General features: G+C 72.5%; 12 protein-coding genes. 3 read left to right on the forward strand and 9 right to left on the reverse strand.

Annotated elements, in window-relative coordinates:
* Positions 1–33: 33 nt before the first annotated feature.
* On the reverse strand, positions 34–264 hold the full coding sequence (locus ACTWPW_RS38500; RefSeq protein WP_375116008.1) for a hypothetical protein: 231 nt from the start codon (positions 262–264) through the stop codon (positions 34–36).
* Between the two features lie 151 nt (positions 265–415).
* Here ACTWPW_RS38500 and ACTWPW_RS38505 point away from each other — a divergent pair, with 151 nt between their 5' ends.
* Positions 416–3,289, forward strand: coding sequence for a DUF7824 domain-containing protein (locus ACTWPW_RS38505; RefSeq protein WP_443171551.1), 2,874 nt, complete (start codon positions 416–418; stop codon positions 3,287–3,289).
* Positions 3,290–3,318: 29 nt separating this feature from the next.
* Here the strand turns inward: ACTWPW_RS38505 and lexA are convergent, their stop codons facing one another.
* Genes lexA through ACTWPW_RS38530 form a run of 5 tightly spaced genes read right to left on the reverse strand, consistent with a single transcriptional unit; the run spans position 3,319 to position 9,091 of the window.
* A complete protein-coding gene (gene lexA, locus ACTWPW_RS38510; protein ID WP_375116010.1) occupies positions 3,319–3,987 on the reverse strand; it encodes a transcriptional repressor LexA in 669 nt (222 codons plus the stop codon).
* Between the two features lie 8 nt (positions 3,988–3,995).
* The gene (locus ACTWPW_RS38515) at positions 3,996–5,909 is read right to left on the reverse strand and encodes a hypothetical protein (RefSeq protein WP_443171552.1); all 1,914 of its coding nucleotides are present in this window, start codon (positions 5,907–5,909) and stop codon (positions 3,996–3,998) included.
* A 20-nt stretch (positions 5,910–5,929) separates the two neighbouring features.
* A complete protein-coding gene (locus ACTWPW_RS38520; RefSeq protein ID WP_375116012.1) occupies positions 5,930–6,811 on the reverse strand; it encodes a carbohydrate ABC transporter permease in 882 nt (293 codons plus the stop codon).
* Entirely contained in the window at positions 6,801–7,715 is a 915-nt protein-coding gene (locus tag ACTWPW_RS38525; RefSeq protein ID WP_443171553.1) for a carbohydrate ABC transporter permease, read from the reverse strand. The genes ACTWPW_RS38520 and ACTWPW_RS38525 overlap by 11 nt, the downstream gene beginning before the upstream one ends.
* On the reverse strand, positions 7,712–9,091 hold the full coding sequence (locus ACTWPW_RS38530) for an ABC transporter substrate-binding protein (protein WP_443171554.1): 1,380 nt from the start codon (positions 9,089–9,091) through the stop codon (positions 7,712–7,714). The genes ACTWPW_RS38525 and ACTWPW_RS38530 overlap by 4 nt, the downstream gene beginning before the upstream one ends.
* A 216-nt stretch (positions 9,092–9,307) precedes the next feature.
* Here ACTWPW_RS38530 and ACTWPW_RS38535 point away from each other — a divergent pair, with 216 nt between their 5' ends.
* A complete protein-coding gene (locus ACTWPW_RS38535) occupies positions 9,308–10,000 on the forward strand; it encodes a FadR/GntR family transcriptional regulator (RefSeq protein WP_375116015.1) in 693 nt (230 codons plus the stop codon).
* Here the strand turns inward: ACTWPW_RS38535 and ACTWPW_RS38540 are convergent.
* On the reverse strand, positions 9,997–10,575 hold the full coding sequence (locus ACTWPW_RS38540; RefSeq protein ID WP_375116016.1) for a dihydrofolate reductase family protein: 579 nt from the start codon (positions 10,573–10,575) through the stop codon (positions 9,997–9,999). The two genes, ACTWPW_RS38535 and ACTWPW_RS38540, sit on opposite strands and share 4 nt — an antisense overlap.
* A gap of 148 nt (positions 10,576–10,723) precedes the next feature.
* Between ACTWPW_RS38540 and ACTWPW_RS38545 the strand changes: the two genes are divergently transcribed.
* On the forward strand, positions 10,724–11,644 hold the full coding sequence (locus ACTWPW_RS38545; protein WP_443171555.1) for a phosphotransferase: 921 nt from the start codon (positions 10,724–10,726) through the stop codon (positions 11,642–11,644).
* A 71-nt stretch (positions 11,645–11,715) separates the two neighbouring features.
* On the opposite strand, the gene ACTWPW_RS38550 is transcribed toward ACTWPW_RS38545, so the two are convergent.
* A complete protein-coding gene (locus ACTWPW_RS38550) occupies positions 11,716–12,981 on the reverse strand; it encodes an SMI1/KNR4 family protein (protein WP_443171556.1) in 1,266 nt (421 codons plus the stop codon).
* A gap of 40 nt (positions 12,982–13,021) precedes the next feature.
* The gene (locus ACTWPW_RS38555; RefSeq protein WP_443171557.1) at positions 13,022–14,041 is read right to left on the reverse strand and encodes an ABC transporter permease; all 1,020 of its coding nucleotides are present in this window, start codon (positions 14,039–14,041) and stop codon (positions 13,022–13,024) included.
* Positions 14,042–14,058 lie beyond the last annotated feature (17 nt).

The raw sequence follows: 14,058 nt of genomic DNA on the forward strand, positions 1-14,058 counted from the left end.
GCTGTCCAGCGCCCGTTCAGGGGCGCAACCCTGTCATCCGCCGCCGCCCCCGCCGCCCCCGCAGTCGCCCCCGCCCCCGTCGCCGCCCGACGAGCCGCCGTCCCAGCCGCCCCCGGCGGACGGGCCCGAACTCCCGCCGTACGGGATTCCGGGATTGCCGGATCCCCTCCGCATGGTGCGCCCGCCGGTCAGCAGGGACCGCAACACCGCGATGATGATGATCGCCACCGCGATCACGAAACCGGCCGCCATGATGGTTGACATCGTCACAAGACCACCCCCGCAAGTCCCGGAGAACACCTTTTCCTAGCCCTTGCCCTGTTCACGGTAGACGCGGCTCCCGCGTCCAGAAGGGTTCTGCTCCTTTTGCCAGCGCACTCTGGTTCTGTCGGAGCCGATCTCTACGGTGTGCGGCATGACGACACAACCCCCCACGCGCGGGGCCTGGCCGGGCGTGCGCGCGGCCGTCGCCGCCGGAGACCCGGCCCTGGTCGCGGACGCGGTGCTGGCCCTCGACGAGGCCGGGCGCCGCGAGGTGGCCCGCGAGCTGCCCGGCCACATCGGCGTCGCCAGGAAGGAGAGCACCGAACGCGCCCGGCGCAAGGGCCACTGGACCGACGGAGAAGACTGGATCGAGCCCGTGCGGGTCGCCGGCGCGGGCGTGCTCGGCGGGGCGGCGGCCGTCGCGACCTGGCTCTACCGGCGCGACTTCACCCGCTGGCGGCGGCCGCTCGACTCCGGGCCGCTGCTGCGGGTGATCGCCGCACGGCCGCCGGAGTGGCAGGCCGACCTCGCCGTGCGGCTGGCGTTGCGGCTGCGCGGCAGCCGTGCCCAGGCCAGGGACGACAGCGTGCCGCTGGCCCTGGAGCTGTTGCGCCGCTCCGGCGCGGTTCCGCCCGACCACGACCCGCTCACCACCGCCTGGGTGTCGCAGCCGCCGGACCTGGAGCATGACCCGCTGGCCGAGCACCTGGTGCCCCGGCTGTTCGAGGCCGAGGGAGTGGGCCGGGAGCTGCGGGACGACAACGTCGACCCGCCTTCCTGGGACTCCGGCCGCCGCACCTGGCTGGGGGCGCTGCGCGACGCGGTCGCGGCCGGCCGGTTGGCCCCCGAGCCGCTGGTCGAGGGCTGCGTAAGCCGGTTCCTGCGCGGCGGCAGCGCCACCGACCTGCGCTTCTTCGCCCGCCTGCACGAGATGCTCGACCCGGCGCCGAGCCCGGAGCGCACCCGCGACTACCTGCGCCTGCTGCCCGCCGCGCCGGGCCCGGTGGCCGAGCTGGCGCTGCGGCAGCTGCGCGGCGCGGGCGGGTTGAGCGGCGGAGGCGGGCTGAGCGGTGGGGAGGTCAACGAGGCGGTGTCGGCGCTGCTGTTCCGACCCGAGGGCAAGCTCGTGCGCGCCGGGCTCACCCTGCTCGACCAGGCCGCCCGCGACGCGGCCGACGACCTCGACGACCTGGCCCCGGCTCTCGCCTCGGCGTTCCTGTGCGAGTCCTACGAGGTGCGCGAGCGCACGGTGCGCCTGGCCGTCAAGCACGCCGCCCGCTTCACGCCCGCCGGGGCCGAGGCCGTGCGTACGGCGGCGGGTGTCCTGCCCGCCGAGCTGGCGGCGCGGCTGTCGGAGGCGTACGGCGCGGTGGCGGCGGAGCCGGAACCGGTCGACGACTTCGAGCCGGGGACGCTGCCGCCGTTCGAGCCGCCGGCCCGCGAGCCGTTCCCGCCGCCGCTCGACGACCTGACCGCCGCCTACCATTGGGTTCACGACGGCATCACCTTCGAGCGGTGGCTGGCCGGCTTCGTCCGCGACCCGGCCGAGCGGCCCCGCCCCGGCCAGGGCCGGATCTACGGCCGCCGCCAGTGGAACCGCCTGGAGGAGTGGACTGAGGCGCTGCTGCGCGAGGCCGCGAACCCCGGCGAGGAGCCGCCCGTCCCCGAGCCCGAGCGCGCCCCCTTGTACGCCAGGCATGTCATCGGCGTGCGCACCCCTGAGGGCGACTTCGAGACGGACTTCGGCCGGTTGCCCGCCGAGCTGCGGGAGAGCATCGCCGCGGACCTCACGCGACGCGGCGTTCCACTGGGCAACCTGGCGGATTCGGCGCAGGGCCCGCCGCTCGAAGCGGAGATCCTGGGCGTGTCGATCATGTCGTCGGGCAACTGGGCAGAGCCGAGCGAGCAGGAAGAGGCCGGGCCGCGGGACCGGCTGCCGGATCCGAGGCACGTCTCGACGCCGCACTACGCCATGCTGATGCGCTGCGCCGAGGTGTATGCCGCGCTGAAGGCCCGGACGCTGCCGCCGTACCTGCTGGCCACCCCGACGCTCACCTCCGGCCACCTCGATCCCGCCGAGCTGGTGGCCCGCCTGGAGGGATACGAGGCGGCCGGCGTCGAGGCCCTCCCCGCCGACCTGGGGCAGGCGCTGCTGCGGCTGCCGCGCGAGGTGGACCCCGAGGTGATCGACCGCGCCGGGAAGCTGACCTCGCGGGCGGGCGCCACGCTGGCGCGCTGGCTGGCCGACCGGCCGGCGCCGGAGATGCGCGTGGACTGGTCGCACGCCGGCGGCGACTACACGCACGACCGGCAGCGGGGCGGTCACAGCCCCCGGCTGCGCCCCCGCATCCGGATCGAGCCGACGGGGCTGCCGCTGGTCGACGCGCTGCTGTCCGACCCGAATCCCTGGACCTACGAAGAGGGCGGGGTGTACATGGACTCCTGGCGGCTGGCGCTGCCCTCCGACCGGGAGGCGGTGGCCATGCATCTCCTGCCCCACCTGCTCAACGCCTGGGGCCGGCCCGGCTACTTCTACCAGTACGTGGCGGCGCTGTTCTCCCAGGACGGGCCGGTGGGCGAGGCGCTGGCGCTGCTGATCGCCGCCCAGCTGGCCGAGCGGGGCGTGTACGGCTGGCCCGAGCGCGGCCAGGGGCTGCTGCTGGACGCGGCGGCGGCCGGCATCCTGCCCGCCGTGGAGTGCGGGCGGCAGCTCGGGCTGTCCCTGCGCAGGGACGTGGCCAAGTTCGGTCCGCTGCGCTCGGCGCTGGAGGGGTGCGCGAAACTGGGTGCGCACCGGCAGGTGTGGGAGATCATGACCGGGCTGCTGCCCGTCTACCTGCCGGGGCCGGACGAGCGGTCGCATGCCGGGCACACCCAGGCGCTCACCTTCGCCATCGACGCCGCCCGCTGGGCCGGTGCGCGCGGTCCCGTCCCCGCGGTCGCGGAGGTGGCGGCCCGCAAGGGGTCGAGCGGCTTCGTACGCACCGCCCGCACCCTGCACGAACAGCTGACCGGCAGCAGCTGATCAGTGGCAGGACGGGCGCGGGAGCAGGGTCAGACGTTGCGGAGGACCGAGACCACGATGCCCAGCACCACGGCCTCGTCGCCGTCGATCACGTCGTAGGCGGGATTGCGCGGTTCGAGAAGTACGTGCCCGTCACGGCGGCGGAACACCTTGACGGTGGCCTCGCCGTCGATCATCGCGGCGACGATCTGGCCCGAGTGCGCCTCCGGCTGCTGCCGTACCACGACCATGTCGCCGTCGCAGATGGCGGCGTCGATCATCGAGTCGCCCCGCACCCGGAGCGCGAAGACGTTGCCCCGCCCCGTGAGGTCGCGGGGCAGGGTCAGCAGGTCGTCCACGCGCTCGTCGGCCGGGATGGGGATGCCCGCGGCGATGTCCCCGACCACGGGCACGGTCACCAGGTCCGCGGCCGGCTCCGGCGCCGAGGCCCGCAGGAACAGGCGCACGTCGATCGGCCGGGTCATCGTCGTGCCGCGGCGCAGGAACCCCTTCTCCTCCAGGCTCTTCAGGTGCTTCGACACCGACGAGGACGACCGCAGCCCGACCGCGTGGCCGAGCTCGCGGGTGCTCGGCGGGTAGCCGTGTCTGACCACCCAGTCCCGGATCGTGGCCAGGATCCGCTGCTGGCGTTGCGGCAGGGCCGAGAAGTCCAGGTACTCGAACGCGTCATGATCGTCGTAGGTGGTCACGTGCGACATGCTAGAGGCTACGGTGCCGGGCGCTCCCACGGCGCGCGATATGACGGCCGGTGGGCGCGCAGCCGCAGCCGCAGGGTCAGCGTGACGGTGGTGCCCGCCGGCAGCCGCACGGTCAGGTGCGGCCCGCCCACCGCGTGCTCGGTGGTCGAGACGACCGGTTCGTGGTGGATGTACTCGGAGTCGTGCCCGGTCCAGCCGGGCTCGGCCGCGGTCGCCGCGGCGGTGACGATCTCGTGCTCGCCGAACGCCCCCGCCTGTACGACGACCGTCCGGTCCGCGGTCGCCGACAGGTTGACCAGGGTGACCACCGTGGCCTCCGGCTCGATCGCGCTCACCAGGGCCGCCACCTGCTCGGGCACGCCGGGACGGCGGCGCTCGGCGTCGAAGTAGCGGACCCTGGCCTGCTGCAGGCCCCCGTTGTAGACGACCTGCGGGCCGCCCCACATGAGCTGGGTCAGCGCCTCGGTCACCACCGGGTTGACGTTCTGCCACAGGTGGATGGCCTCCTCCGGCAGGTCCCGGTCGGCGTTGGCGAGCAGCAGCGCGATGCGGCGGCGGGCCTGGGCGTGCGCGGCGGCCAGCATCCGCTCGGGGTAGCCGGGGTTGTCGCCGCACAGGTACGCGTACCAGGGCTCCTCGTGCCCGGCCTCCTCCTTGTCCCGGAACGGCCGCACGGTCGCCCAGTCGTACCCGGCGGCCGAGCGCAGCGCGTCGAGGCGGGCCCGGTCCTCGGCGGCACCGGTGTGGTGCCAGAGCGCGAGCGGCACGGAGGTCTGGATCGGGTTGTAGTCGAACCAGCCCTTGTCGCTGTGCCGGTAGGGCACCAGCAGCGTCGGGACGTACGCGTCGGGGCCCAGGTGGGCGCGCCAGCGGCCCTGGTTGGCCGAGTCGCTCTCGTCGAAGGGCAGCTTGACGCCGCGCTCGATGACCGCGTCCAGCAGGGAGCGGACGAAGCCGAGATACCGGTCGTCGCCGGTGGCGAGGGCGGCCGAGAGCGCGCCGACGGCCGCCGCCTGGCCGATGCTGTACAGGCCGTGCGGCCAGGTCCAGCCGTAGTGGGCGCCGTACCAGCGGCCGTCGAGCGCGCTGCCGACCACGCCGTCGAGGCCGACGTTGTCGGGTACGACGCCGCCGTTCTCCTCGGCCCGGCGCTGCCAGGCGCCGACGTAGTCGCGCAGCCACTCGGCGTACCGCTCCTCGCCCGAGACGAGGTAGGCGTTGCAGACCAGGCCGGCCACGCTCAGGTTGCCGACCGCGTCGCCCCGGCCGAGCCGCCGCTGCATCTCCGCGCCCAGGCGGGGGTCCTCGCTCGTGGGCGGGACGGGCGCGCCGGGCGGGAGCAGCCAGTCCAGCGGGTAGCCGTACTGGGCGGCCTCGGCCTCGGTCCACGGGTAGGCGGGGGAGTCGGCCACGCCCTCCCTGGCGCCGCCGCTGCCGTTGTGCGGGGCCTTGATGATGCGGCGTTCCGGGTCGTAGTTGCCCTTGGCCGGGTCGAGGTAGAGGTCGGCGAACCGGGTGGCCCGCCCGGCCCAGGCGGCCGGGTCGGCGGCGGTCAGGAAATACGTGAACAGCAGGCTTTCACCCTGGTGGAACCAGTCGTAGCCGATCTCGAACTCGTCGGCGAACATGCCCAGCCCGGTCATCTGGGCCACCACGCCGTGCCAGTGACGCGCGCAGGTCTCCAGCAGGTCGTCCGCGCCGCCGAGCAGGTAGAGCTGGGGCCAGTTGAAGAACGGCTCGAAGAAGTCGTCGGCGCCGTCACGCGAGGACAGCCGGCCGCCGTACCGCAGCGAGCCGTCGGGCCTGGTGTAGCGGGAGGAGAACAGCCGCCATCCGCTGTCGAGCAGGTCCAGCAGGGCGCGCTGGGACAGCGCCCACGCCGGGGGGTCGAGGACGGGGACACTGGCCGTGACGGTGGTCATGCGGGGGAGACTCCTCAAGGTCAGCCCTTGGTCGCGCCGGCGGTCAGTCCGGCGACCAGGAAACGCTGCGAGAACAGGAAGACGAGCAGCACGGGGGTGATCGACAGCAGGGTGGCCAGGACCAGCTCCGGCGGCTGCACCTCGGCGTTGGCGCCGACGACGGGGTTGAAGGTGGGGGTCGCGGCCAGCATCTGGGTCAGCCCCACCTGCATGGGGTAGTTGCCGCTGCTCGGCAGCATCACGTACGGCAGGAAGAAGTTGTTCCAGTTCTGTACGAAGCTGAAGAAGCCGACCAGCGCGACGACCGGCTTGGCCAGCGGCAGCGCCACCCGGGCGAACGTCGCCGCCTCGCCGCAGCCGTCGAGCCGGGCAGAGTCCAGCAGCTCGGCGGGGACGCTGGTGGAGAAGTAGATGTAGGTCAGGTACACGCCGAACGGGAAGAACGACATCGGCAGCACCACCGAGGCCGTCGTGTTGACCAGCCCCATGTAGCTGAACTCCAGGAAGATCGGCAGCACCAGGGCGGTGGCCGGCATCAGCATGACCACGAGGGTGACGACGAGCAGCAGGCGGCGGCCCTTGAAGCTCATGAGGGCGAGGGCGTACCCGGCCGGGACGCTCACCAGCAGGGTGAGGATCACCGACAGCGCGGCGTAGAGCACGGAGTTGCCCATCCAGGTCGCCACGGCGCCGTCCTGGAAGGACATGAGGTTCCGCCAGTTGTCCAGCAGCGCGGCCAGCGAGCCGGGCGAGAGCGGCGCGTCCTGGATGAGACCGGCCGGGGTCTTGGTGGCGGCCAGCACCAGCCACACCATGGGCAGCACGAAGAACAGCGCGAACCCCGTCAGCAGGGCGGCGATCAGCGCCTTCAGCACGGCGCGGGCGGCCCGGTCAGTCCGCATCGAACAGCCCTCCCCGAGCGACGAAGAGCCCGGCGGCGCACAGCGCCACGATGAGCAGGTCGATCGCGATGGCGGCCGAGCCGTTGAAGTCGTTCTGGTCGAAGGCGTACAGGTAGGCGAGCTGGTTGAGCGAGTAGTCGGTGCCGACGACGCCGAAACTGGCCTGCGAGATGAGCTGCGGCTCGACGAAGAGCTGGGTGCCGGCCGCGAGGGAGAGGATCAGCATGTAGACGATCCACTTGCGCAGCATCGGCAGCTGCACCCGCAGGGCGGTGCGTACGGGCCCGGCGCCGTCCACCCGCGCGGCCTCGATGACCTCGTGCGGGATGCTGTTCAGGGCGCCGTACATGACCACGATCCAGCCGCCCGCGCCGGTCCAGAACGCGATGATGGTGAAGATCCACGGCAGGTGGCCCGGGGCGACCACGGCCACGAACGTCGACCCCCACAGCGTGCGGACGATGCCGTCGACCGGGCTCACGGACGGGTCCAGCATGAACAGCCACAACAGCACGCTGGAGGCGCCGGCCAGCGCCCCCGGAACGTAGTACACGAACCGCAGCACGGCCCTCGACCAGGTCGCGGTGAGCCGGTGCACCAACAGCGCCAGCACCAGGACCAGCACGGTCAGGGTGACCAGCCACAACACCAGGTACGTCGCCACGTGCCCGACGGCGGCCAGGAACCGGTAGTCCTGGGCGGTGCGCACGAAGTTGGCCACCCCGGCGAAGCGCCCGCCGGCGTCGGTGAAGGCCAGGTTGAGCGCGTACACCGTCGGGACGATGCCGAAGGCCACCAGCAGCACCACGTATCCGGAGACGAAGACGTGCCCCGCCGCCGGCCGCCAGGAGCGCGGACGGCTCCTGGCGCGGACGCCGGCGGCGGTCAGCGCGGGTGCGCTCATTTGGCGACCTGGTAGCCGAACACCTGGGCCTGCTGCTCGATCGCGGTCTGCCACTCGGGGAGCAGGGACTCGACGGTCTTGCCCGCGGTCTGGCCGGGGATCACCGTCTTGGCCCACACCGCCTCCTGGCTGAACTCCGGCGAGCCCCAGCCGGGCCACACCTGAGCGGCCGCGGCGGTGATCGGGGCGGCGATGTCACCGGCGTAGTAGCCGCTCTCCTGCTGCCTGGCGATCCACTTGGCCGCCGCGGGGGAGTAGGCGGGGTAGCCGGGCGACTTCTCCACCTGGTACTCGTCGGAGGTGGCGACCCAGGTGACGAAGTCCTTGGCGGCGTCCAGGCGGGCGCTGTGCCGGGAGACCCACCAGGCGCCGCCGCCGACGTTGCCCGTCACCGGCGGGTTCTGGTCCGCCCAGTGGAGCGCGTCGCCGACCGCGAGCTCACCCTTGGGGGTCTTGAGCGCGCCCTGGAACACCGCGCCGCCGTACCACGCGGGGCCGGGGAGCATGAGGACCTTGTCGCCGAGGTTCTTGGCGAAGTCGGGGCCGAAGAGCGGCAACATGGACATGGTCTTGCCGGCGACGAGCTTGTCGATCAGCTGCGCGGCGCGTACGCACGCGGGGTCGGTGGCCTTGACGGTGATCGCCTTGGCGGCGGTGACCTGGTTGGCCGGGCACTGCGCGCCCCACATGTAGATCTCGGGCGCCCACGCGTCGCCGGCCGTGCCGATGATGTGGCCCGGGTGCTCGGCGGCCACCTTCTCGCCCAGCGCCTGGTATTCCTCCCAGGTCCGGGGCACCTCGTAGCCGAACTTGTCCAGCAGCTTCTTGTTGTACCAGAGCACCACCTGGGCCAGGTCGTTGCGCAGGCAGTAGACGGCGCCGTCGACGGTGCACACGTCGAGCGCCCCCTTGGCGAACCCGCTCAGCGTGCCCTGGTCGATCAGCCCCTTGTTCAGCGGGGCGACGAATGCGTCGTCACCCTGGGAGGCCCACGACGCGGTGTTGTTGTCGGTGGTGAACACCACGTCCGGCCAGCCCTCACCGGCCCGGTTGAAGAGCTGGACCTTGGTCTTGAGCGAGTTGGAGCCGTTGGCGTTGCCGTCGTAGGTGACGATGTCCAGCTGCTTGTCCGGATGCGCGGCCTGGTATGCCTTCGCCGCGTCCAGCCGGGTGGAGTCCACCCAGACCACGAGCTTGCCGTCCTTCTGCGGTGCCGGGGCGAAGCCGTACGGGGAGGCGGCGGCGGGCGTGCCCGCGTCGGTCTTGGCGGTGCCGGCGGGGCTGGGCGGGGCACAGGCCGTGAGGGCGAGTAGAACCGCCGCCGCGGTGATCGCCGGCGCCGCCCGGCGGCGGGAGGCGTGACTGCATCGTCTCATTGGTGTTCCTCGTTGACGGGGGAGTGAGGTACGTAAACGCCGCGTTTCGGAGTATGACATCATACGTGTGATGTCATTTACAATGCCCTATACTCAAGGCGGTCCGAGATCAGGACCATCAGTGCTCGGGAGGGCACGTTGACTCAGCACGCACCGGCAGGCCCGTCGACCGGCGACGCGGCGCAGCCAGCCCCGCCCGGTCCCCGACCGCGCCGCGTGCGCCCCGCCAAGCTGGGCACCACCGTGGTCGAGCAGCTCGTCGACGACATCGTCCGGGGCGCGCTCCGCCCCGGTTCGGCGCTGCCGTCCGAGGGCGACCTGTGCGAGGAGTTCGGCGTCAGCCGGACCGTGATCCGCGAGTCGGTGAAGGTCGTGCAGGAGAAGGGCCTGGTCAGGATCGAGCACGGCCGCGGCACCCAGGTCACCGACCCGCGCCAGTGGAACCTGCTCGACGACGTCGTGCTGACGTCGGTCATCACCCACGACGAGAACGCGACGTTCCTGGACGAGCTGGTCTCGGTCCGCATGGCGCTGGAGGTGGACATGGCGGCCGCCGCGGCCCGCCTCCACACCGCGCAGGACGACGAGCGCATCGCGGCGGAGCTGGGCGTCATGCGCGCCAACCTCGACTCAGCCCCCGACTTCGGCGCCGCCGACGTGCGATTCCACGACATGATCATGGTGGCGTCCCGCAACCGCCTCGGCCGCGCCATCGTCAACAGCATCCACGACAAGGCCCGCACCAGCATGCGTTACCACGGGGAGTACAACGAGCCCGTGATGCGCCAGACGCTGGACGAGCACCAGGCGATCAGCGACGCGATCGCCGCCGGCGACCCGGACGCGGCGGCGGCCGCCATGCGCCGCCACATCCTCGACTCCTGGAACCGCCGCCGCCCCGGCCGCTAGCGGCGGACCCGGTAGCGCAGGTGCAGCACCCGGTCGCCCTGGACCACCACGTGCGGGTCCTCCAGGAGGTGCTGGGCGTCGACCGTTCCGAAGTAGCGCTTGCCGGAGCCGAAGACGACCGGCACCACGTCCATCGCCACCTCGTCCACCAGCCCGAGGGCGAGCGCCTGCCCGCCGGCCTCGCCCGCCGCCACGGCGACGTCGCGGTCGCCCGCGAGCTCCTTGGCCTTGGCGACCGCCTGGGCCACGTCGGCGACGAAGTGGTACGAGGCGTCGGGGTGCCACCCCTCGGGCTTGGGGCGGTGCGACACCACGACCACGTGGTCGCCCGTCGGGGGCTTGGCCTCCCAGCCGTTGGTCATGTCGAACAGGTGACGCCCGATCACCATGGACCCGATCCGGGCCCACGCCGGCTTGACGTACGCGGCCGAGACCTGCGAGACCTTGATCCCGATGTTCTCGTCGAGCGCGACGTCGCCGTTGAAGTACCACTCGAACAGCGGGCCGACGTCGTCCTTGCCGTCGGCGATGAAGCCGTCCACCGACACGACGTTGTGCATCACCACGTTGCTCATCACATCTCCCAGATGTCTTCTTGCCTGACCTTTCACCAACGCGTCGAGCTGAGGGCAGGCGGATCGACATCCGCGCGAAGGCTTTTTTTCCGGCAGTCCCCGAGCGGCCTGTTTGACGCCGGCGGCCCCGGCCCGAAAGATCGTCGGCATGGCCGGCGAACGTACGGAACACGCCCTGGAGCTCGCGGCGGGCGCGGCACGGCGGCTCGGGCTGACCGTGGAGGAGCCGCGGGTCCTCTACGCGGGGTTCAACGTGCTGGTCCACCTCGCTCCCGCGCCGGTCGTGGCGCGCGTGCCGGCCCTGACCCTCGCCCCCGCCGACGAGCAGGCGGCCAGGCAGCGGCGGGAGCTGGACGTGGTGGGCTGGCTGGCCGGCAACGGCGCGCCGGTCGTGCCGCCCAGCCCGCTCGTCCCCCGCGAGCCGGTCGTCCGGGAGGACAGGTCGCTGACGTTCTGGCAGTACGTGGACGAACGCGACTCCATCCGGGACACCCCTCCGGAGCAGCTGGAGGGCCGATTCACCGAGCAGACGGCCTGGGTCCCCGAGCTGCACCGCCTGATGGCCGGCTACCCCGGCGAGCTGCCGGTGCTCGCCCCGCTGGTGCCGCAGGCCGGGCGGCTCCTGGCCGACCTGCGCGCGCGCCGCCCCGAGTCGCTCACCGTGGCCGACCTGGACCGGGCGGAGCAGGAGTACGCCGTGGTCGAGCGAGCGGCCGCGGACCTTCCCCGCCATTTCCCCGGGTCCCGGCCGCAGCCGATCCACGGGGACTCCCCGCCGTACAACGTGCTGCGGACGGCCCGCGGGCACCTGTTCGGCGACTTCGAGGACGTCACGCTGGGCCCCGTCGAATGGGACCTGGTCGGATCGGGGCCGCGCGCCGTCGAGGCGTACGAGCGGGCCGGCGGCACGCGGGTGGACCGGGAGCTGCTGGACTGGATGGAGGGGGCGAGAATGCTCCAGGTGATCGCCGCCCTGGCGGTCACCCGCGAGGACCCCGGGCTGGACCGGATGCTCCAGCCGATGGTCGGGCAGTGGCGCGAGCGCCCCCCGCTGACGCTGCCGTCCTGACGGGAGCAGCGGGTTGACCTGCTAGCCGCTGGAGGGCCCGCGATCACCGGCGCCGACGCGCTCGGCACGGCTCAGTAGGACCAGTCCAGGTCGCCGTCCGGGGTGACGGTGTGGGGCGAGTCGCGCAGCGGTTCGCCGCTTTCCAGCGCGTCCGCCACGTCCTCCAGGAAGTCCACGTAGGAAGGCCAGGCCCAGCTGCTCGTGAAGCTCAGGCCGTCCTCGTGGAAGAAGTGACCGACCCGGCCCTTGCCGTCCAGCACCAGGTTGTCGCCGCCCCCGTCCATGGCGAACGGGATGGCGCTGCCGTGCCACCAGAAGCCTTCGGGATCCACGTATCCCTTGGGCTCCTTGGCGCCCGACGGCATCACGTCCTCGGCCACCTCACAGCTGACCTTCCAGTCGTTCACGATCTCCTTGACCGGGGTCAGGCGGTAGACGAAGAAGAACGACCCCTTGCCGAACTTCGCGCCGTCGTGGCGCAGCAGTGACGCCTTGAGGTCGTCGGGGAAGCGTACGCCCATCCTGGCTTCGGCCCGGGCGATGTCCGTCGGCTCGGCGGGCGGGTTGAGCTCCCTGTACGTGCGCGGCGCGTTCCTGGCCAGCCACCGGTCCAGGCGGGCCCAGGCGGCGTCGACCCGGGCGGTGACCCGGCGAGCCGGCCGGCGGACCACGGGCCGGCGCGGTCGGGGACGGCAGCCGATGCTCTCCGTCTCGGGTTCGGCCGTCTGGACGGGCCGATCCGGCAGCAGCGCGGGGGGCGGCTGCTGCACGACGGGTGGCGGCGCCTCGCCGGTGGCCAGGATCAGGACCAGGAACGTGGTGAACGTGACCTTGGTACGGCGGGCCGGCCGGTACGGGACGGGCAACGAGGCGATACCCCGGGCCTCGCGGAGCCCCGCCCAGGTGGCGACCGTGATGAGCAGCGGCGGGCCGTAGAACCAGACGAGCCCGGCGAGGTCGTGCTCGTGGACGGGTGGTGCCCCGGTGCGGAGGCTGTCGAGGATCGTGTCGGCCTCGGCGAAGGCCAGCTCGGCGAGCGAGACGGAGAACGCGGCCGTACCGATCCGCAGCTGGGCCCGGGCCGACGGCCGGCGCGGCGCCAGCCAGGCCAGCACCCACAACATGAACCCGACCGGCCAGAAGGAGATGTCGGAGACGCCGTCGACGAAGCGGTGGACCGGCGACATGGGGGCGTACGCGGCGGGGACGACGCTGAAGTCCGCTCCCCAGTACCGAGGCGGCAGCAGCAGAGCTGTGATGATTTCCGCCGGCACCCAGGCGAGATACGTGACCACGGCGATGGGCCACCATGGCCACGACGACAGGGAGGGACGCACCGCAGGACAATATCCTGCGAATCGGACGTGAGCGTGTGGCTCATGTGGCCTGCGTGTCAGCGGAGGGGCCGCTGGGGTGGCGGTCGCGCCAGATCAGGAAGACGACGCACGACACCAGCCCCCAGGCGGCCAGCACCAGGAACGGCGCCACCCGCTGATGGCCCCCGAAGTAGACGGCGGTGTGCTGGGCGTTGATCGAGGCGCCCGGCGGCAGCCACCGTCCGATGGTGCCCAGCGGCGACGGCAGCAGCGGCCAGGACACGGCCCCGCCCGAGGACGGGTTGCCGAGCAGCACCATCAGCCCCCAGGTGGGCACCATCGCCCACCGCCGGACGAGCGTGTTGAACATGGTGAACACCATCCCGGAGGCGAACATGGTCAGCGCCAGGATGAACCAGGACTCCAGCAGGGGCAGGTCGAGCGCGCCGAGCCCCCAGTCCACGACGGCGACGATGGACAGCGCGCCGAGCGCCGCGTACGCCACGGTGAACGCGATGCGTTGGGCGGGCGAGAGCACACCGGCGTTGACGCTGAGCTGCACGGCCCCGATGAACCCGATGACCACCGCGGCGAGCGTGATGTAGAACAGCGCCAGGCCGCGCGGATCGCCCCGCTGGAGCGGCTTCATGTCCCGCACCGTCAGCCGTACCCCGAGCTGCTGCGCCACCTTCGGCGCCGCCTCGCTGAGCACCTGCGCGACCGACGCGCCCGAGGCACCCGACACGTACAGCGTGACGTCCTCCCCGTGCACCACCAGCACCCCGAAGACGCGTTGCTCCTCGACCTCCTGGGCGGCCTGCTCGAACGAGCGCTCGTACCGCAGGGCGAGCGAGGCGTTCAGCTGCCGCTCCATGCCGGCGGCGAAGGCCTTGCCGCGTACGGTCTCGTGGCTGACCCCGACGACCGCGACCGGGATGCGGTGCGGGGTCGGGTCGGCCATGGCGTAGGTGTAGGACCCGGCGAACAGCCCCGCCGCCGCGCCGAGGATCAGCACTATCACGGTCGCGGGAAAGTACGGCGACCCTTTGAGGGCCGCCCAGCGGCCGGTCCGGTCGTCCATGCTGACACGCTAGGCAA

Source organism: Nonomuraea sp. KM90, from assembly GCF_052246675.1.
GTDB lineage: Bacteria > Actinomycetota > Actinomycetes > Streptosporangiales > Streptosporangiaceae > Nonomuraea.

Coding starts and splice junctions, on each gene's coding strand:
- ACTWPW_RS38505 (WP_443171551.1), top strand. CDS start 416: ATGACGACACAACCCCCCACGCGCGGGGCCTGGCCGGGCGTGCGCGCG.
- ACTWPW_RS38520 (WP_375116012.1), bottom strand. CDS start 6,811: ATGCGGACTGACCGGGCCGCCCGCGCCGTGCTGAAGGCGCTGATCGCC.
- ACTWPW_RS38540 (WP_375116016.1), bottom strand. CDS start 10,575: ATGAGCAACGTGGTGATGCACAACGTCGTGTCGGTGGACGGCTTCATC.
- lexA (WP_375116010.1), bottom strand. CDS start 3,987: ATGTCGCACGTGACCACCTACGACGATCATGACGCGTTCGAGTACCTG.
- ACTWPW_RS38525 (WP_443171553.1), bottom strand. CDS start 7,715: ATGAGCGCACCCGCGCTGACCGCCGCCGGCGTCCGCGCCAGGAGCCGT.
- ACTWPW_RS38545 (WP_443171555.1), top strand. CDS start 10,724: ATGGCCGGCGAACGTACGGAACACGCCCTGGAGCTCGCGGCGGGCGCG.
- ACTWPW_RS38515 (WP_443171552.1), bottom strand. CDS start 5,909: ATGACCACCGTCACGGCCAGTGTCCCCGTCCTCGACCCCCCGGCGTGG.
- ACTWPW_RS38555 (WP_443171557.1), bottom strand. CDS start 14,041: ATGGACGACCGGACCGGCCGCTGGGCGGCCCTCAAAGGGTCGCCGTAC.
- ACTWPW_RS38500 (WP_375116008.1), bottom strand. CDS start 264: ATGTCAACCATCATGGCGGCCGGTTTCGTGATCGCGGTGGCGATCATC.
- ACTWPW_RS38530 (WP_443171554.1), bottom strand. CDS start 9,091: ATGAGACGATGCAGTCACGCCTCCCGCCGCCGGGCGGCGCCGGCGATC.